17 protein-coding genes are annotated in these 17,658 nt (G+C 71.9%); 9 read left to right on the top strand and 8 right to left on the bottom strand.

Annotated features, from left to right (window positions below; all coding sequences use genetic code 11):
• Window positions 1–53: 53 nt before the first annotated feature.
• A complete protein-coding gene (locus tag AB0I73_RS26160; protein WP_363041195.1) occupies window positions 54–1,055 on the top strand; it encodes an SAM-dependent methyltransferase in 1,002 nt (333 codons plus the stop codon).
• A 27-nt stretch (window positions 1,056–1,082) separates the two neighbouring features.
• Here the strand turns inward: AB0I73_RS26160 and AB0I73_RS26165 are convergent, their stop codons facing one another.
• A complete protein-coding gene (locus AB0I73_RS26165; RefSeq protein WP_109377278.1) occupies window positions 1,083–2,234 on the bottom strand; it encodes an NADH-quinone oxidoreductase subunit D in 1,152 nt (383 codons plus the stop codon).
• Window positions 2,235–2,297: 63 nt separating this feature from the next.
• Between AB0I73_RS26165 and AB0I73_RS26170 the strand changes: the two genes are divergently transcribed.
• Window positions 2,298–2,819 carry a PH domain-containing protein gene (locus AB0I73_RS26170; protein ID WP_363041198.1) on the top strand — a complete coding sequence of 174 codons (522 nt, stop codon included), beginning with the start codon at window positions 2,298–2,300 and terminating at the stop codon, window positions 2,817–2,819.
• Window positions 2,816–4,150, top strand: a complete 1,335-nt coding sequence (locus AB0I73_RS26175) for a PH domain-containing protein (protein ID WP_363041200.1) — start codon at window positions 2,816–2,818, stop codon at window positions 4,148–4,150. The genes AB0I73_RS26170 and AB0I73_RS26175 overlap by 4 nt, the downstream gene beginning before the upstream one ends.
• Window positions 4,151–4,196: 46 nt before the next feature.
• Here AB0I73_RS26175 and AB0I73_RS26180 read toward each other — a convergent pair whose 3' ends face one another.
• Window positions 4,197–5,465 (bottom strand): hypothetical protein, encoded by a 1,269-nt coding sequence (locus tag AB0I73_RS26180; protein ID WP_363041222.1) that lies wholly within the window; start codon window positions 5,463–5,465, stop codon window positions 4,197–4,199.
• A gap of 351 nt (window positions 5,466–5,816) precedes the next feature.
• Here AB0I73_RS26180 and folP point away from each other — a divergent pair, with 351 nt between their 5' ends.
• The 5 genes from folP (at window position 5,817) to AB0I73_RS26205 (ending at window position 9,197) form a co-directional block, all read left to right on the top strand.
• Complete coding sequence (gene folP / locus AB0I73_RS26185) at window positions 5,817–6,731, top strand: dihydropteroate synthase (protein WP_363041202.1); 915 nt, start codon at window positions 5,817–5,819, stop codon at window positions 6,729–6,731.
• Window positions 6,728–7,258: a nuclear transport factor 2 family protein gene (locus AB0I73_RS26190; protein WP_363041204.1), complete on the top strand. Its 531-nt coding sequence runs from the start codon at window positions 6,728–6,730 to the stop codon at window positions 7,256–7,258. The genes folP and AB0I73_RS26190 overlap by 4 nt, the downstream gene beginning before the upstream one ends.
• A 421-nt stretch (window positions 7,259–7,679) precedes the next feature.
• Complete coding sequence (folB, locus tag AB0I73_RS26195) at window positions 7,680–8,039, top strand: dihydroneopterin aldolase (RefSeq protein WP_363041206.1); 360 nt, start codon at window positions 7,680–7,682, stop codon at window positions 8,037–8,039.
• Window positions 8,036–8,647, top strand: coding sequence for a 2-amino-4-hydroxy-6-hydroxymethyldihydropteridine diphosphokinase (gene folK / locus AB0I73_RS26200; RefSeq protein ID WP_363041208.1), 612 nt, complete (start codon window positions 8,036–8,038; stop codon window positions 8,645–8,647). Before folB ends, folK begins: the two co-directional genes overlap by 4 nt.
• Before the next feature lie 55 nt (window positions 8,648–8,702).
• Window positions 8,703–9,197: a DUF3180 domain-containing protein gene (locus tag AB0I73_RS26205; protein ID WP_109377270.1), complete on the top strand. Its 495-nt coding sequence runs from the start codon at window positions 8,703–8,705 to the stop codon at window positions 9,195–9,197.
• Window positions 9,198–9,287: 90 nt separating this feature from the next.
• Here the strand turns inward: AB0I73_RS26205 and folE are convergent, their stop codons facing one another.
• The 6 genes from folE to dacB all read right to left on the bottom strand — a co-directional run bounded on the left by folE (window position 9,288) and on the right by dacB (window position 17,019).
• Window positions 9,288–9,893, bottom strand: a complete 606-nt coding sequence (folE, locus tag AB0I73_RS26210; RefSeq protein ID WP_109377269.1) for a GTP cyclohydrolase I FolE — start codon at window positions 9,891–9,893, stop codon at window positions 9,288–9,290.
• A 138-nt stretch (window positions 9,894–10,031) separates the two neighbouring features.
• A complete protein-coding gene (gene ftsH / locus AB0I73_RS26215) occupies window positions 10,032–12,071 on the bottom strand; it encodes an ATP-dependent zinc metalloprotease FtsH (RefSeq protein WP_363041211.1) in 2,040 nt (679 codons plus the stop codon).
• A gap of 187 nt (window positions 12,072–12,258) precedes the next feature.
• Window positions 12,259–12,819: a hypoxanthine phosphoribosyltransferase gene (hpt, locus tag AB0I73_RS26220; protein ID WP_055570698.1), complete on the bottom strand. Its 561-nt coding sequence runs from the start codon at window positions 12,817–12,819 to the stop codon at window positions 12,259–12,261.
• 61 nt (window positions 12,820–12,880) lie between these two features.
• Window positions 12,881–13,963: a tRNA lysidine(34) synthetase TilS gene (gene tilS, locus AB0I73_RS26225; protein WP_363041213.1), complete on the bottom strand. Its 1,083-nt coding sequence runs from the start codon at window positions 13,961–13,963 to the stop codon at window positions 12,881–12,883.
• Window positions 13,964–14,180: 217 nt separating this feature from the next.
• Window positions 14,181–15,338: a zinc-dependent metalloprotease gene (locus tag AB0I73_RS26230; RefSeq protein ID WP_363041215.1), complete on the bottom strand. Its 1,158-nt coding sequence runs from the start codon at window positions 15,336–15,338 to the stop codon at window positions 14,181–14,183.
• A 70-nt stretch (window positions 15,339–15,408) separates the two neighbouring features.
• Window positions 15,409–17,019: a D-alanyl-D-alanine carboxypeptidase/D-alanyl-D-alanine-endopeptidase gene (gene dacB / locus AB0I73_RS26235; protein ID WP_363041217.1), complete on the bottom strand. Its 1,611-nt coding sequence runs from the start codon at window positions 17,017–17,019 to the stop codon at window positions 15,409–15,411.
• A 79-nt stretch (window positions 17,020–17,098) separates the two neighbouring features.
• Between dacB and AB0I73_RS26240 the strand changes: the two genes are divergently transcribed.
• Entirely contained in the window at window positions 17,099–17,590 is a 492-nt protein-coding gene (locus tag AB0I73_RS26240; RefSeq protein ID WP_064731883.1) for an inorganic diphosphatase, read from the top strand.
• Window positions 17,591–17,658 lie beyond the last annotated feature (68 nt).

Below are 17,658 nucleotides of genomic sequence, written 5' to 3' on the forward strand. Positions count from 1 at the left end.
CGCGTACTCCGCAAGGTGGAGACCCGGCATGTCCGCGCCCTTAACCTGGCCCCGTGACAGCGACGACGAGCGGGTGGCGCGGTTGGCGGGCGGCGGCCCGGACCGCCCTGTACGGGCCGGACGGCTTCTACCGCCGGCCGGAGGGCCCCGCCGGGCACTTCCGTACGTCGGTGCACGCCTCGCCGCTGTTCGCGGGGGCCGTGGCCCGGCTGCTGTGCCGGGTCGACGAGGCGCTGGGGCGGCCCGCGGTGCTCGACTTCGTGGACATGGGGGCGGGCCGGGGCGAACTGGTCACGGGGGTGCTCGCCGCACTGCCCGCCGAGGTGGCCGCGCGCGTGCGTGCGTGCGCCGTCGAACTCGCCGGCCGTCCCGGCGGGCTCGACCGCGGGATCGAGTGGCGGACCGGGCCCCCGGAACGGATCACCGGACTGCTGTTCGCCAACGAGTGGCTGGACAACGTGCCCCTGGAGGTCGCCGAGGTGGACCCGGCGGGCGCCCTGCGCCGGGTACTGGTCCGGGAGGACGGCACGGAACGGCTCGGGGCGCCGGTCACGGGACCGGAAGCCGAGTGGCTGGCCCGGTGGTGGCCGTTGCCGGCCGGGGAGGGACTGCGGGCGGAGATCGGGCTGCCCCGGGACGCGGCGTGGGCGTCGGCGGTCGGGACGCTCGAGCGGGGGCTCGCCGTCGCCGTGGACTACGCGCACTCGGCGGACGCGCGCCCGCCGTTCGGGACCCTCACGGGTTTCCGGGAAGGGCGGGAGACGACGCCCGTGCCGGACGGGTCGTGCGACATCACCGCGCACGTCGCCCTCGACTCCTGCGCGGCGGCCTGCGCGCTCCCCGGCGCCCGCCTGCTCACCCAGCGGGCGGCCCTGCGCTCCCTGGGCCTCACCGGCGCGCGCCCCCCGCTCACGCTGGCGTCCGCCGACCCCGCCGGCTACGTACGCGCCCTCGCGGGCGCCTCCCAGGCCGCCGAACTCATCGCGACGGGCGGACTCGGCGACTTCGGCTGGCTGCTGCAGCCCGTGGGAATCCCGGACGTCCTCGCGGAGTGACCCCGCGGACCGACACCTGTTCGTCGATCATTTGTCGATGTCTCCCACCACGAAGAACATCGACCCCAGGATCGCCACCATGTCCGAGACCAGCGTCCCCGGCAGCAGTTCGGTGAGCGCCTGGATGTTGTTGTACGACGCCGAGCGCAGCTTCAGCCGGTACGGCGTCTTCTCGCCCTTGCTGACCAGGTAGTACCCGTTGATGCCGAGCGGGTTCTCGGTCCACGCGTAGGTGTGCCCCTCGGGCGCCTTGAGGACCTTCGGGAGCCGCTGGTTGACCGGTCCCGGCGGCAGGTCGGCGAGCCGGTCGAGGCAGGCGTCGGCGAGGTCGAGGGAGTTGTAGGTCTGCTCCAGGAGGCACTCGAAGCGGGCGAGGCAGTCACCCTCCTCACGGGTCACGACCTTCAGGACGTCACCCAGTTCGCCGTAGGCGAGGTACGGCTCGTCGCGGCGCAGGTCGAAGTCGACGCCCGAGGCACGGGCGATCGGCCCGCTCACGCCGTACGCGTGCACGACGTCCGCGGAGAGGACGCCCACCCCGCGGGTGCGGCCCCGGAAGATCTCGTTGCCGAGCACCAGGTCGTCGAAGCGGTCCATGCGGGAGCGCACGTCGGCGACCGCGGCGCGCGCGCGTGTGGTCCATCCCGCCGGAAGGTCCTCCTTGAGGCCGCCCACGCGGTTGAACATGTAGTGCATGCGGCCGCCGGAGACCTCCTCCATGACGTGCTGGAGCTCCTCGCGCTCGTGGAAGGCGTAGAAGATCGGCGTGATGCCGCCGAGCTCCAGCGGATAGGAACCGAGGAACATCAGGTGGTTGAGCACCCGGTTCAGCTCCGCGAGCAGCGTGCGCAGCCACACCGCGCGCTCGGGGACCTCCATGCCGAGCATCCGCTCCACCCCGAGGACCACGCCCAGCTCGTTGGAGAACGCCGACAGCCAGTCGTGACGGTTGGCCAGCATGATGATCTGGCGGTAGTCACGCGCCTCGAACAGCTTCTCCGCGCCCCGGTGCATATAGCCGATCACGGGCTCCGCGCGGTTGATGAGCTCGCCGTCCAGGACGAGCTTCAGCCGCAGCACGCCGTGCGTGGACGGGTGCTGGGGCCCGATGTTGAGCACCATGTCGGTGCTCTCCGCGGCGCCGCCGATGCCGACCGTGGTCTCCGTCGTAGGAGTCATGACCCCAGTCTCCCCCACGCACGCAGGGGCCTGCGCACGCCGGGGCCTACGTACGCTGGGCCCATGGAGACGGGGAACCCGCACGACACGGGGACAGCGGTGGAGCCGGTGAGCCCCGGCGACGGACCGCAGTGGATCGCGCTGCCACCGGGGCTGTTGAAGCTGCGTCGGCTGATGCTCGTGGTGTGGCTGGGGTCGCTCGCCCTGGCCGCCGGGCTGGTCCCGGGACTGCTGGCCGGGCCCGGCTGGGCCGGCTTCGCCGCGCTGCCGCTGGCCGTGCTGGCCTGGGGCTGGGTGATGCTGGAGCGCAACTGGCGCTCCTGGCAGTACGCCGAGCGCGCCGACGACCTGCTGATCAGCCGGGGCGTCCTGTGGCGCGAGGAGACGGTCGTGCCGTACGGGCGGATGCAGCTGGTGGAGGTCACCTCCGGTCCCGTCGAACGGCACTTCGGGCTGGCCAGCGTGCAGCTGCACACGGCGGCCGCGGCGACCGACGCCACCATCCCCGGTCTCGTCCCGGCCGAGGCCGAACGGCTGCGCGACCGGCTCACGGAGCTGGGCGAGGCCCGATCGGCGGGGCTGTGACGACCCCGGAGGTCCACGAGGACGTACGCGGGCGCCGCCCGGTGATCGAGCGCCGGCTGCACCCCGTCACGCCGCTCAGGCGGGCGTGGGCGCCCATAGCGGTCGTCATCGGGTGGGCGCTGCACGACCCGGACCAGGCGCAGCGTCAGCTGACCCGGCTGACCACGACGACCCTGCTGATCGGTCTCGGCGTCCTCATCCCGGCCGCCGCCCTCTACGGCTTCCTGACCTGGTGGTTCACCCATTTCGCGGTGACCGACAGCGAACTGCGCATCCGCACCGGGTTGTTGTTCCGCCGCACCGTGCACATCCGGCTGGAGCGGATCCAGGCCATCGACGTCACCCAGCCGCTGCTCGCGCGGGTCGCGGGCGTGTCGAAACTCAGGCTCGACGTCATCGGCACCGACAAGAAGGACGAACTGGCCTTCCTGGGTGCCGATCACGCCCGCGCACTGCGCGCCGAGCTGCTCGCGCGGGCGGCGGGTTTCGCTCCCGAGACGGCGCACGAGGTCGGCGAGGCGCCGTCCCGGCAGCTGTTGCGCGTGCCGCCCGGCGTCCTCGCCCTCTCCCTCGTGCTGACCGCCTCGACCTGGGTCTGGCTGATCGCCGCCCTCGTCGTGGTGCCGCTGCTGTGGATGGCCACCCACAGCCTGTGGACGGTCCTCGCCGCCGCGGTGCCGCTGTTCGGCGCGGCGGGTGCGAGCAGCGTCGGCCGGTTCGTCACCGAGTACGACTGGACCCTGGGCGAGTCGCCCGACGGACTGCGGATCGACCACGGGCTGCTGGACCGGGCGCACGAGACGGTGCCGCCGGGACGGGTGCAGACCGTGCGGCTCGTGGAGCCGCTGCTGTGGCGGCGACAGGGCTGGGTACGGGTCGAACTCGACGTGGCCGGCTCGTCCAACTCCCTGCTGCTGCCGGTCGCTCCGCGCGAGATCGCCGAGTCCGTCGTCGCACGCGTGCTCCCCGGCGTCCACGTGCCGTCGCACGCGGAACTGTCCCGGCCGCCGCGGCGCGCCCGGTGGTGCGTGCCGGTGTGGTGGCGCGGCTACGGGCTCGCCGTCACCGACGCCGTGTTCGCCGCGCGGCACGGCCTGCTGAGCCGGACCGTCGCCCTGGTGCCGCACGCCAAGGTGCAGAGCGTACGGCTGGCCCAGGGCCCCTGGCAGCGCGCCCGGGGCGTCGCGGACGTCCATGTGGACACCGGGGCCGACAAGTCCGTGACGGCCCGGCTCCGGGACGCCGACGAGGCTGCGGAGCTGCTGCGGGCCCAGGCGGAACGTTCCCGGACCGGCCGCAGGGACGCCCGCCCGGACCGCTGGATGGCCTGACTCCGAATCCCGGACCCCGGAAGCTCCCGCAAACGCGTGCGGTGCTTCAGGAGACCGCGCTGCGCAGCCCCTCGGCGTCGACCGCGTCGGCTGTGCCGTCCGGGCCGTCCGTACCGTCCTCTTCGGGCTCCTCGTGCGCCGTCAGATCGATGACCTGGCCGACGGCCCGTGCGTCCTCATCGGCCGGCTTGAACTCGCCGTCGTCCTCGGGCTCGTGCAGGGCCAGGGCCTCCTGGCCGACGACATCGGCGAGGTCCTCGTCCTGGACGCCCTCCCGGCCGGGTCGCTCGTCCTTCTGCGTACCGAAGAAGTCGAACCCGCCGTCGGTCACCGGACGTCGGACGGGCTCCGTCGGCGGTACGACCGCGACCGCGGTCGGCACGGTGAAGTGCCCGGAGGGTTGCACCGAACGGCCGGGCGGAACCGGCGGGGCCGACTGCTCGGGCTGGGACGGCTCCTCGGGCGCGGTGCCGGTGCCGGGGTCGATGCCCGAACCGGAGGAGGCCGCGCGCTCGTGCTCGCCGACCGCCCCCGGCTGCCCCTCCGTCCCGTCCTCCCGCGGCTGCTCCGGCCTCCGCTTCTTCGCGGGCTCGGGACCGTCGCCCTTGGGGGAGTCGTCCTCGGAGGCGTCACCCTCGGAGGTGTCGTGGTGCTCCTCCCGCGCGTCGTCGCCGAGCCGGGCCAGCGCCGCCTCGGCCCGCAGGAACAGCTTGGAGCCCTCGGGCGAGAAGACCGCGGGAGCCGTCGGCTCCGCCCCGACCGCTTCCGCCCCGGTCGCCTCCTCCACCGCGGCCCCACCCGCGGTTCCGTCCTCGTTCCTGGCCGCCGGCACGGACACCGTCCCGGCGGTCTCCTCACCGGACCGCGCCGAAGGCCCCGCCGGCAACGCACGGGCCGGTACCGCCGCCTCGATCTCGAGCACCCGGCGCTCCTCCAGAACGCTCGCCCGCTCGGTCTCCGCGGCGGCGTACCGCCGGAGCAGTGCCGCGTGCTCGTTGCGCAGCCCGGTCAGCTCCGCGCGCTTGGCGCGCAGCCGCTGCTCCAGTTTGACGCGCAGTTCGCGCGACTCGTCGAGGTCGGCCTCCAGTTCGGCGATCCGCTCCTCGAACCGCCACTCGTCACCGGCCCGCGCGCGCGTGAGGTCGGCGACCTGCTTGCCGGCCTGGGTGTCCCAGTGCCGCATGACGACCGCACCGATGATCGCCGTGGCCGCCGCGGCGGCGGCCAGGAGGCGAAGCGCCATCGGTTGTGTGAACACCCAGGGTCCCAGGGCGCAGACGAGGGAGACGCCTGCGATCGCCGACGGGGGCAGCATCCTGTGCAGGGGCGGGGAATGGCGGTGACGTCCACGTGGCATGGCCAGAAACTTACCGCGCGTAGGCGAATGATGGAGCCCCGCCCCGTAAAAACAAAGCCACACCGAGGCTTTCACAGGGCGTCAGGGAACTCCGCCGAACCGTGAATAGGTTCGGCATGCGAATATGCAAGATCATTTTCGCGAGAAGGGGCGGGTCACCACTTTCCGGGAAGACCGACGAGATCCGCTGAGGAAATACCGGCCGGAGGTTCGGACGGGGGCACGGGCCCGGCTCCCCTCCGGATCTTCCGGGTCCGGGTCCCCAGGGTCCGGGTCTCCCGGGCCGCGCCCGGGGCATACGCTGAACATATGAGCAGCAGCAGCGGACATCTCCACGTCGCGGGCCTTCCCCACTGGGACCGCTGCGCGGTCATGGGCGTGGTGAACGTGACCCCCGACTCCTTCTCCGACGGTGGCCGCTGGTTCGACACGACGACCGCCGTCAAGCGCGGCCTCGACCTGGTTGCCCAGGGCGCCGACCTGGTGGACGTCGGCGGCGAGTCCACCCGCCCCGGCGCCACCCGCGTCGACGAGGCCGAGGAACTCAAGCGCGTCATCCCCGTGGTCCGCGGCCTCGCCGCCGAGGGCGTCACGATCTCCGTCGACACCATGCGCGCCTCGGTCGCCGAACAGTCCCTCGTGGCCGGCGCCGCGCTCGTCAACGACGTGAGCGGCGGTCTCGCCGACCCCGACATGCTCCGCGTCGTCGCCGCCGCCGGTGCCCCCTTCGTCGTCATGCACTGGCGCGGCCTGCTGGAGGGCGGCAACGTCAGGGGCGCGTACGACGACATCGTCACCGAGGTCGTCGACGAACTCCACGCGCGCGTGGCGGCGGTGCTGGAGAGCGGCGTCGCGGCCGACCGCGTGATCGTCGACCCCGGACTCGGCTTCTCCAAGGACACCGGCCACGACCTCGCCCTCCTCGCCCGGCTGGACCGCCTCCGGGCACTCGGTCACCCGCTGCTCGTGGCCGCGTCCCGCAAGCGGTTCCTCGGCCAGGTCCTGGCCGGGCCCGACGGCACGCCCCCGCCCGCCCGGGAACGTGACGCGGCCACCGCCGCCGTCTCCGCCCTCGCCGCGCAGGGCGGCGCCTGGGCGGTCCGCGTGCACGAGGTGCGCGCCACCGCGGACGCCGTACGGGTCGTACGCGCCGTCGAACAGGCGCGCACCCCGGACGGCACGCACCCCGAGCCCGCCCCGCACGGTGCGGAAGGAACCCGGTGAGCGCGCCTCACACCGACGTCGAGCAGGTCGAGGCCACCAACGCCGCCTTCTACGAGGCACTCGAGCAGGGTGACTTCGAGGAGGTGGCGTCGCTCTGGCTCACCCCGGCCGACCTGGGCGTCGACGAGACCTACCACGACCCGGCGGACACCGGAGTGGTCTCCTGCGTGCACCCCGGCTGGCCGGTGCTCACCGGCCGCGGCGAGGTGCTCCGGTCGTACGCCCTGATCATGGCGAACACCGACTACATCCAGTTCTTCCTCACCGACGTGCACGTCTCCGTCACCGGCGACACCGCCCTGGTGACCTGCACCGAGAACATCCTCAGCGGTGGTCCCGCGCCGAAGGCGGGCGAGGAGCTCGGCCCCCTGGTCGGTCAGCTGGTCGTCGCCACCAACATCTACCGGCGCACCCCCGCGGGCTGGAAGCTCTGGTCCCACCACGCCTCCCCCGTCCTCGCCGAGAACGGCGAGGACGAACCCCCCGACGACACCGACACCCCGGACGACACCGACTCTCCCGCCTAGCGCCCCGGCAGGCGGCGTTCGCCCGTCGAGGAGCGGCGTCATGGGGGTGCTCTCCCTGCTCGAGCAAAGCCGAGAGCTCGGGGGTGCGTGCCGGGCGTCGCGACGGGGCGAACCTTGCCTGCCGAGGCACTCGGATCCGTCCGGCAACCGGCCGCCCCTCACGGCCGGGGCCACCGGGAAGTGGTGGGAATCACGGCCGTGCGGGCAGGGGCCGCCACCGACCCGTGCGCCCCGGGCCTTCCCGGGAGAACACAGGGTGAATCCTCCTGGTACCGACCCGGACCGGCGCCCCCTCGGGGCCGGTCCGGGGGGTGCTCGCGGGTAGATTCGACCGAGGCAGGTGTGCCGCCCGCACGGCATCGACCGGCGGACCGGCGAACCGACCGACTGGACGACCGACCGACTACAGGAGTGGATTCGCGTGGATCGTGTCGCGCTGCACGGCCTGAGGGCCCGTGGGCACCACGGTGTGTTCCCCAAGGAACGCGAGGAGGGCCAGACCTTCGTCGTCGACCTCGTCCTCGGCCTGGACACCCGACCGGCCGCGACCGACGACGACCTGACGAAGACCGTGCACTACGGGATCGTGGCGGAGGAGGTCGTGGCGGTCGTCGAGGGCGAGCCGGTGAACCTCATCGAGACGCTCGCCGAGCGCATCGCCCGGGTCTGCCTCGAGCACGACGTGGTCCAGGAGGTCGAGGTCCGCGTCCACAAGCCGGACGCACCGATCACCGTGCCCTTCGACGACGTGACCATCACCATCACCCGGAGCCGCGTATGACCAGGCCTTCCGCCCAGGGCCACACCGACCCGACCGTCCAGCCGGTCCCCGCATCCGTGACGGAGCGGGTCGACGCCGCCGACAGCACCCTGCAGAACCCGAAGCAGGCCGTGATCGCCCTCGGCGCCAACCTCGGCAACCGGCTGGAGACCCTCCAGGGGGCCGTCGACGCCCTGGAGGACACCCCGGGCATCCGCGTCAAAGCGGTGTCCCCCGTGTACGAGACGGAGCCGTGGGGCGTCGAGCCCGGCAGCCAGCCCTCGTACTTCAACGCGGTCGTGGCCCTGAGGACCACCCTCCCCCCGTCCTCCCTGCTGGAGCGGGCGCACGCGATCGAGGAGGCCTTCCACCGGGTCCGTGACGAGCGCTGGGGTCCGCGCACCCTGGACGTGGACATCGTCGCCTACGCGGACCTCCTGTCCGACGACCCGCGGCTGACCCTCCCGCACCCCCGCGCCCACGAGCGCGCCTTCGTACTGGCCCCCTGGCACGACGTCGACCCCGAGGCCGTTCTCCCCGGGCGCGGCCCCGTCGCCGCCCTGCTGGGCGCGGTCGGCCGGGAAGGCGTCCTGCCCCGGGCCGACCTGGAACTTCGGCTGCCCGAATAGCCGTTAAGGTCGACACGACCGCATTCCGGGGCACCGGGGGAACCGAAGGGACACCGTGAGAGAGCTGCGCATCAGGGTGCTGGCCGGCGTCTTCGTCGTGGCCGGGATCCTGTCCTGGGCCGTCGCCCGCCTCTGGAACTCCTTCGACACGCTGCCGAGCGTCCCGGTGGCCGCGCCCATCGTCCTCGCCCTGATCGCCGTGGTCCTCACGGCCACGGCGCTCTCTCTCCGCGCCCGTCTCAAGGCCCAGCGCGAGCGCCGTCCCGAAGCGAAGGGCGTCGACCCCATGATGGCGGCCCGCGCGGTCGTCTTCGGCCAGGCCAGTGCCCTGGTCGCCGCCCTGGTCGCCGGGATGTACGGCGGCACCGGCGTCTTCCTCCTGGAGTCCCTCGACATCCCGGCCCGCCGCGACCAGGCCATCTACGCCGGCGCCTCGGTCCTGGCGGGGATCGCCGTCATAGCGGCCGCCCTCTTCCTGGAGCGGGTCTGCAAGCTCCCGGAGGACGACGACGACCACCACAACGGCAGGGGCACGGCCCCGGCGGCCTGAGACGCATTCCAGGGTCCGGTTCCAGGGGCCGCGGCCCCGGAGGCCGCAGTTCCTGGGGCCGGGACCGTTCCCGCGCGGGTCCGTCCCCGGTCAGCGCGCCATGATCAGGCTCATCGCCTCGTTGCGCGTCGCCGCGTCCCGCAGCTGGCCGCGCACGGCCGAGGTGAGGGTCTTCGCGCCGGGCTTGCGGATGCCCCGCATCGACATGCACATGTGCTCGCACTCCACGACCACGATCACTCCGCGCGGCTCCAGTATCTCCATCAGGGAGTCCGCGATCTGGGTGGTGAGCCGTTCCTGCACCTGCGGTCGCCGGGCGTAGACGTCCACGAGCCGGGCCAGCTTCGACAGCCCCGTGATCTTGCCGCTGGTGGCCGGGATGTAGCCGACGTGGGCCACGCCGCGGAACGGCACCAGGTGGTGCTCACACGTCGAGTACACCTCGATGTCCTTCACGAGCACCATCTCGTCGTGCCCGATGTCGAACGTGGTCGTCAGCACGTCCTCGGGCTTCTGCCACAGGCCGGCGAATATCTCCTTGTACGCCCGTGCCACCCGGGCCGGCGTCTCCTGCAACCCCTCCCGGTCGGGGTCCTCACCGACCGCGATCAGCAGCTCGCGTACGGCGTTCTCGGCTCGCTTCTCGTCGAACTCGCCGAAGGTGAAATCGCCGTCCAGCGTCACGGGGTCGGTCATGTGGTGCCTCGTTCCTGTGCCTGCGCGCGTCAGGGGTACGCGTCTCGACTGCGGATACACAAAAGCCGCGCCCCCCAGGCTAGAACCTGGGGGGCGCGGCGTTCATTCCGGGCCCGGCGGGGCCACCGGGAGAGCCGGTCAGCTCTCGGGGCGGTCCTCCGGGGTCCGCTCGGGCGCCGGCGCGGCTTCCGCGGCGGTGCTCTTCACGGTGGAGATGGCCGGCGTCGCACCGTTCGCCCCGTTCGTCAGTGCCAGCTCCTTGGGGGAGAGCACCGGCGGGCGGGTGGACGGCGTACGGCGGGAGGAACCGGTCCAGGCGGGCCTGGGCGGGCGCTTGACGATCGGCGCGAAGATCTCGGCGATCTCCTCCTTGCCCAGCGTCTCCCGCTCCAGGAGGGCGAGGACCAGGTTGTCGAGCACGTCGCGGTTCTCGACCAGGATCTCCCACGCCTCGTTGTGCGCGGTCTCGATGAGCTTCTTGACCTCTTCGTCGACCAGCGCGGCGATCTCCTCCGAGTAGTCGCGCTGGTGAGCCATCTCACGTCCGAGGAACGGTTCGGAGTTGTCGCCGCCGAACTTGATCGCACCGAGACGCTCGGTCATGCCGTACTGCGTGACCATCGCGCGGGCCAGGCCGGTGGCCTTCTCGATGTCGTTGGCCGCACCGGTGGTCGGGTCGTGGAAGACGAGCTCCTCGGCCGCCCGGCCACCCAGCATGTAGGCCAGCTGGTCCAGCATCTCGTTGCGCGTGGTCGAGTACTTGTCCTCGTCCGGCAGCACCATCGTGTAGCCGAGGGCACGGCCTCTGGACAGGATCGTGATCTTGTGGACGGGGTCGGAGTTCGGTGAGGCCGCCGCGACGAGGGCGTGTCCGCCCTCGTGGTACGCGGTGATCTTCTTCTCCTTGTCCGACATGATCCGGCTCCGCTTCTGCGGGCCCGCGACCACACGGTCGATCGCCTCGTCCAGCATGTGGTTGTCGACCAGCTTCTGATCGCTGCGCGCGGTCAGCAGCGCGGCCTCGTTCAGCACGTTGGCCAGATCGGCACCGGTCATGCCGGGGGTGCGGCGGGCGACGGCCGCCAGGTCGACGTCCGGGGCGACCGGCTTGCCCTTCTGGTGGACCTTGAGGATCTCCAGCCGGCCCTGCATGTCCGGGCGGTCGACCGCGATCTGGCGGTCGAAGCGGCCGGGGCGCAGGAGGGCCGGGTCGAGGATGTCCGGGCGGTTCGTGGCGGCGATGAGGATCACGCCGCCCTTGACGTCGAAGCCGTCCATCTCGACGAGGAGCTGGTTCAGGGTCTGCTCGCGCTCGTCGTGACCACCGCCGAGGCCGGCGCCGCGGTGGCGGCCGACCGCGTCGATCTCGTCGACGAAGACGATCGCCGGGGCGTTGGCCTTGGCCTGCTCGAACAGGTCACGGACCCGGGAGGCACCGACACCGACGAACATCTCGACGAAGTCGGAACCGGAGATCGAGTAGAAGGGGACTCCGGCCTCGCCCGCGACGGCACGCGCGAGCAGGGTCTTTCCGGTTCCGGGCGGGCCGTACAGCAGCACGCCCTTGGGGATCTTCGCCCCGACGGCCTGGAACTTCGCCGGCTCCTGCAGGAACTCCTTGATCTCGTGGAGTTCCTCGACCGCCTCGTCCGATCCCGCGACGTCGGCGAACGTCGTCTTCGGGGTGTCCTTGGTGATGAGCTTCGCCTTGGACTTGCCGAAGTTCATGACGCGGGAGCCGCCGCCCTGCATCTGATTCATCAGGAACAGGAAGACCACGACGATGAGGACGAAGGGCAGCAGCGACAGCAGAATGCTCACGAACGCGTTCTGCTTGGACGGCGAAACCGTGTAACCGTCCGGAATCTGCTTGTTCTGGTACTTGTCCTGCAGCGTGTTGGCGATGGTGACGCCCTGGTCACCGATGTAACTCGCCTGGATCTTCGAGCTGTCCTTGATCTTCTCACCGGGCTTGAGCTCGACCTTGATGATCTGCTCGTCGCCGGTGGTCAGCTTGGCCGACTCGACTTTGTTCTGGTTGATCGCCTGGACCACCTGGCCGGTGTCCACCGTCTTGTAGCCGCCGGACGAGCCGACGACCTGCATCAACACGACCACGGCGAGGACGGCCAGCACGATCCACATGACCGGCCCACGGAAGTATCGCTTCACGTCCATCCATACGGAGCGGTGCCGCCCCGTCCCTCCTGCCATAGTGAGTTTGATAAAGACTGTTCTTCGGACGGTACCCCAGCATCGCCCGCCGAAGCTGCGTGGGACTGCTGGCAATCGCGTCCACGCATGCTCCAACGGAGCGGGACCCGCCGGGGTTCCCGATCACATACGGCGCTCCGGGCCGGGTGACTCAGCCGCCGTAGACGTGAGGCGCGAGCGTACCGACGAACGGGAGGTTGCGGTACTTCTCGGCGTAGTCGAGGCCATATCCGACGACGAACTCGTTGGGAATGTCGAAACCGACCCATTCCACATCGATGTTGACCTTGGCGGCCTCGGGCTTGCGCAGCAGTGTGCACACCTTGAGGGAGGCGGGCTCGCGCGAGCCGAGGTTCGAGATCAGCCACGACAGGGTCAGGCCGGAGTCGATGATGTCCTCGACGATCAGGACGTGCTTGCCCTTGATGTCGGTGTCGAGATCCTTGAGGATCCGCACCACACCGGAGGACTGGGTGCCCGCCCCGTACGAGGATACGGCCATCCAGTCCATGGTGACGGGGGTGGACAGCGCTCGGGCGAGGTCGGCCATGACCATCACGGCGCCCTTGAGGACTCCGACGATCAGCAGTTCCTTGCCCGCGTACTCCGCGTCGATCTTCGCGGCCAGCTCAGCCAGCTTGGCGTCGATCTCTTCCTTGGTGATGAGCACCTTCTCGAGGTCGGCACCCATGTCTTTCGCGTCCACCCGCATCACTTTCGGTCGTCCCAGCGGCTGTCCCGTACCGTCCGCGGCGCTGCCGAGGGCACGTTTTTCAGCCTTGCCGAATCACCAGTCTGCCACCCTGGCGACGGGCGACGACCCGACCGGGCAGATTGATGGCCCCCTGGCCTCGCCAGCCGGTGATCAGCCGGTCGACCTCCTCGATGTGCCGGGCGAACAGCGAACCGGCCGGAGCTCCCGCGTCGATGGCGGCGCGGCGCAGCACCCGGCGGCGCACGGCGGGCGGAAGGGCGTGGAGCCCGGCGCACTCCAGGCGGCCGTCCGCGTCGCGGACGCCGACCTCGGCCCGGCCGGCCCAGGCGTCGAGGGCGTCGGCGTCGTCGCGGGAGAGCTGGGCCGTCCGGGCGAGCGCCTCGACGACGCCCTTGCCGAGCGCCTTCTCCAGGGCGGGCAGGCCCTCGTGGCGCAACCGGGAACGGGTGTAGGTGGGGTCGGTGTTGTGCGGGTCGTCCCAGACGGGGAGGGACTGGGCCAGGCAGGCCGTGCGGGCCGTCTGCCGGTCGAGCCGGAGGAACGGCCTGCGGTAACGGCCGGCGGCCCCCGAGACCGCGGCCATTCCGGACAGGGAACGGATGCCGGAGCCGCGGGCGAGGCCCAGCAGGACGGTTTCCGCCTGGTCGTCGCGGGTGTGTCCGAGCAGGACGGCGGCGGCCCCGTGTCGTTCGGCCGCGGCGTCGAGGGCGGCGTAGCGGGCGTCGCGGGCGGCGGCCTCGGGGCCGCCCTCGCGGCCGACGCTGACGGCGACGGACTCCACGGGGGTGAGGCCCAGTTCGCGCAGGCGCAGGACCACTTCGGCGGCGCGCAGATCGGAGTCGGCCTGGAGGCCGTGGTCGACGGTGACACCGCCGGCCCGCAGGCCCAGCCGTGGGGCCTCGAAGGCGAGGGCGGAGGCGAGGGCCATGGAGTCGGCGCCGCCGGAGCAGGCCACGAGCACGAGGGGGGACGACTCTCGGTCATGCGGGGAGCCATGCGGGGAGCCGTGCGGGAAGTCGTGCGGGGACCGGCCGGGGGTGCGGCCGGCTTCGTCGGGGATTCGGCTGTGTTCGTCGAGGATGTCGTGGAGTACGCGGCGAACCGCCAGGCGTATCGCCGCGACCGCAGGATGGGGACCCATGTCCGGTTCCCTTCATGAAGTTGTCAGGGGGCGTGGGCTCGAGTCGGTCACTCAGAGTGTGTAAATGGTGACAGAGCCGGGCCGTTACCCGAGCATTGCACGCCTACTCTTCGCTCACGGTCCCTCGGACGGGTGATTACAGGGTCATCCGCCTGCCGTCGGCCGGATCGACTTCATCGTGCTGGACGCGCGCCAGGTTCACGCCGGGCGCGCGCCGTCAGGACTCGGGCTTGCGGTGCACACGCGTGATCCATTCCGCCGGTTTGGCGATCTCCGCCTTGGTGGGGAGGGTGTTGGGCGAGGTCCACACCCGGTTGAAGCCGTCCATGCCGACCTCGTCGACGACCGCGCGGACGAAGCGTTCACCGTCGCGGTACTGGCGGAGTTTGGCGTCCAGGCCGAGCAGTTTGCGCAGCGCCAGGTCCAGGCGGGATGCGCCCTTCGCGCGGCGCTGCTGGAACTTCTCGCGGATCTCGGCGACGCTCGGCACGACATCGGGGCCGACGCCGTCCATCACGAAGTCGGCGTGTCCCTCCAACAGGGACATCACCGCCGTGAGGCGGCCGAGGATCTCCCGCTGGGCGGGGGTCTGCACGAGTTCGACCAGGGAGCGTCCCTCGTCGGCCGCCTCGCCCTCCTCGCCCTCGGGCCGGCCGCCGGCGAAGGACTGGACGGCCTGGCGGACGCGCTCCAGGACGGTCATCGGGTCGACGTCGGTCTCCGCCAGGAACGACTGGATCTCGCCCTCCAGATGGTCGCGCAGCCAGGGCACGGCGGAGAACTGGGTGCGGTGGGTCTCCTCGTGCAGGCACACCCACAGCCGGAAGTCGTGCGGGTGCACGTCGAGCTCGCGTTCGACGTGGACGATGTTGGGGGCTACGAGCAGCAGCCGGCCGCCGCCGTTCGGGGCGTCGGCGGGGCCGCCGGCCAGGAGGTCGCGGGTGGCGGGGGCGAAGGTCTCGTACTGGCCGAGGACGCGTGAGGCCAGGAAGGACAGCAGCATGCCCAGCTCGACGCCGGTGACCTTGCCGCCGACGGTGCCCAGGAGCGCCCCCCCGGGGGAACTGCCACGCCGCTCCTGCATCTTGTCGAGCAGCGGTTTGAGGAGTTCGCGGAAACCGGCGACGTTGGCCCGCACCCAGCCCGGGCGGTCGACGACGAGGACCGGGGTGTCGTGGATCTCCTCGGTGCCCAGCCGGGTGAAGCCCCGGACGTGTTCCTCGGACGCCTTCGCGTGCCGGCGCAGTTCCGAGACGACGGCCCTGGCGTCGTCCCGGCTCACATCGGGGCCCGGCCGCATGAGCCGGGTCGCGGTCGCGACCGCGAGATCCCAGTCGACCATCCCGGAAGAGGCAGCACCACCGAAACTCGTCATGTTGCAACGGTACGTGAGTACAGCGGTACGGGGCAGGGCGACGGGGCGGCCGTTCCGGCCGCCCCGCGGGTCACCGGCAGCCGCACGCCGCCAGGGCCGTGGCCGCCTTGTCCAGGGCCGTCTGGGCCGCCGTGGGGCTGCTGGTGCCGGTCGCCAGGAAGGCGAAGGCGAGCAGGCGGCCCTCCTTGTCGACGACGGTGCCCGCCAGGGCGTTGACGCCGGTGAGGGTGCCCGTCTTGGCGCGGACGAGGCCGGCCGCGCCGTCGGCGTAGCGGCCGGTGAGGGTGCCGGTGAAGCCCGCGACGGGCAGGCCGGTAAGGACGGACCGCAGCTCGGGGCGGGCGGGGTCGCCGGACTTCACCAGCAGCGCGGTGAGGAGGCCGACGGTGAGCCGGTTGTCGCGGCTGAGTCCGCTGCCGTCCTTGAGCACGGCCCCCTCCAGGGGGACCCGGAGCTTCTCGAGCTGCGTGCGGAGGGCGGCGGCGGCGCCCGCGAAGTCGGCGCGTTCGCCGGTCGCGATCGCGGTCTGGCGGGCGAGGGCCTCGGCGAGGTCGTTGTCGCTGTTGGTGAGCATCCGTTCGACCAGGGTGGCGAGCGGGGGCGAGGACACCGTGGCGAGGGTGCCGGCGCGGGTCGTGGACTTCGACGGGCCGGGCGGCGTGGCCTTGATGCCGCGTTCCTTCAGGAACTCGCCGAACTTCCGCGCGGCGTCGGCCGCGGGGTCGGCGACGCGGTCCGCGGGGCCGCTGTCGGAGTCGTCGGCCCGGGCCTCGTCGGTCATCAGGGGGACGACGGCGGCGAGGTTGGGGTTGACCCCGATCGGGTGCCGGTCGCCGCCCGCGTAGAGGGTGGTGTCGTAGGACAGGGTCACCTCGCGTACGCCGCGTTCGGCCAGGGCGGCGGCGGTCCGCTCGGCGAGGTCGCGCAGGCTCGCCGAGCCCGTGTCGTTCTTCTTCCGGGCGGTGAGGGTGGGGTCGCCGCCGCCGACGAGGATGACCTCTTTCGTGTCGGGTTCGAAGGTGGTGCGGGTGGTCAGGCGGTGGTCGGGGCCCAGGGCGGTGAGTACGGCCGCGGCGGTGACGATCTTCGTGGTGGAGGCGGGGGTGAGCGCGTCTCCGGAGCCGTGGGCGTACAGCTTTCTGCCGGTGGACACGTCGACCACGGCGGCGGAGTGGCGGCCGAGTTCCGGGGCCTTCAGCAGCGGGGTGAGGGTGCCGGCGAGGGCCTTGCCGCCGGGCGCCGACCGCACGGTGGTGGCGCCGTCGCCGAGACCGGCGAGCACGGAGGGGGCGCTGGGAGCCGCCCGGGGGCCACGGGGCGGCGTGCCGGCGTTGCCGCGGGTGCCGCCGTGATCTGCGCCACGCGCGGTCTCCAGGGCCACGGCCCGGTTCCGCTCGGCCGTACGCTGACCTGTGGAGTCCCAGGGACCCGCGGCGGTCACCGCACCGGCGGCCAGTGCCGTCCCGGTGGCGGCCGCGACCACGGTGAACCGCCAGGTCTTCGACCAGGTGCCCGGCCGGGCCACCGACCGCGCGATCCGTGGTCCGGCGGCCGCGGCGACACGCGCCAGACGCGGCCCTACGGTCGCCGCGGCCCGTGCGAGACGCGGTCGTACGGCGTCCGCGACCCGCGCGACATGCGGTCTCGCGGCCCGCCAAGGCCTCAGCTCTGGCACGACCACCAGCCCCTTTCGCGATCACACACCTGCGTGAGGGACACTTAACCACCAGAACTACGTGCTGATCATGGAGGAGCCACCGGTGGAGTTCGACGTCACGATCGAGATCCCGAAGGGTTCGCGGAACAAGTACGAGGTGGACCACGAGACGGGTCGGATCCGCCTGGACCGTCGACTCTTCACCTCGACCGCCTACCCGACCGACTACGGCTTCGTCGAGAACACCCTCGGCGAGGACGGCGACCCGCTGGACGCGCTGGTCATCCTTGACGAACCGACGTTCCCCGGCTGCCTGATCCGCTGCCGCGCGATCGGCATGTTCCGGATGACCGACGAGGCCGGCGGCGACGACAAGCTGCTGTGCGTCCCGTCGACGGACCCGCGCGTGGAGCACCTGCGCGACATCCACCACGTGTCGGAGTTCGACCGTCTGGAGATCCAGCACTTCTTCGAGGTCTACAAGGACCTGGAGCCGGGCAAGTCGGTGGAGGGCGCCAACTGGGTCGGCCGGACCGACGCCGAGATCGAGATCGAGCGGTCCTACAAGCGCTTCAAGGAGCAGGGCGGCCACTGAGCCCGTTCTCACGAGACGCGCGGGGGGGGGCGTGAGGACGTCAGAGACTACGTCAGAGAAGACGGAGG

The sequence above is a fragment of the Streptomyces sp. NPDC050388 genome, assembly GCF_040655635.1.
Taxonomy (GTDB): Bacteria; Actinomycetota; Actinomycetes; order Streptomycetales; family Streptomycetaceae; genus Streptomyces.

Excerpts from the sequence above, each read along its gene's own strand:
- AB0I73_RS26230 (WP_363041215.1), bottom strand. The coding sequence starts at position 15,338 with ATGACGAGTTTCGGTGGTGCTGCCTCTTCCGGGATGGTCGACTGGGAT.
- folK (WP_363041208.1), top strand. The coding sequence starts at position 8,036 with ATGACCAGGCCTTCCGCCCAGGGCCACACCGACCCGACCGTCCAGCCG.
- tilS (WP_363041213.1), bottom strand. The coding sequence starts at position 13,963 with ATGGGTCCCCATCCTGCGGTCGCGGCGATACGCCTGGCGGTTCGCCGC.
- AB0I73_RS26180 (WP_363041222.1), bottom strand. The coding sequence starts at position 5,465 with ATGCTGCCCCCGTCGGCGATCGCAGGCGTCTCCCTCGTCTGCGCCCTG.
- folE (WP_109377269.1), bottom strand. The coding sequence starts at position 9,893 with ATGACCGACCCCGTGACGCTGGACGGCGATTTCACCTTCGGCGAGTTC.
- AB0I73_RS26170 (WP_363041198.1), top strand. The coding sequence starts at position 2,298 with ATGGAGACGGGGAACCCGCACGACACGGGGACAGCGGTGGAGCCGGTG.
- hpt (WP_055570698.1), bottom strand. The coding sequence starts at position 12,819 with ATGCGGGTGGACGCGAAAGACATGGGTGCCGACCTCGAGAAGGTGCTC.
- AB0I73_RS26165 (WP_109377278.1), bottom strand. The coding sequence starts at position 2,234 with ATGACTCCTACGACGGAGACCACGGTCGGCATCGGCGGCGCCGCGGAG.
- folP (WP_363041202.1), top strand. The coding sequence starts at position 5,817 with ATGAGCAGCAGCAGCGGACATCTCCACGTCGCGGGCCTTCCCCACTGG.
- ftsH (WP_363041211.1), bottom strand. The coding sequence starts at position 12,071 with ATGGACGTGAAGCGATACTTCCGTGGGCCGGTCATGTGGATCGTGCTG.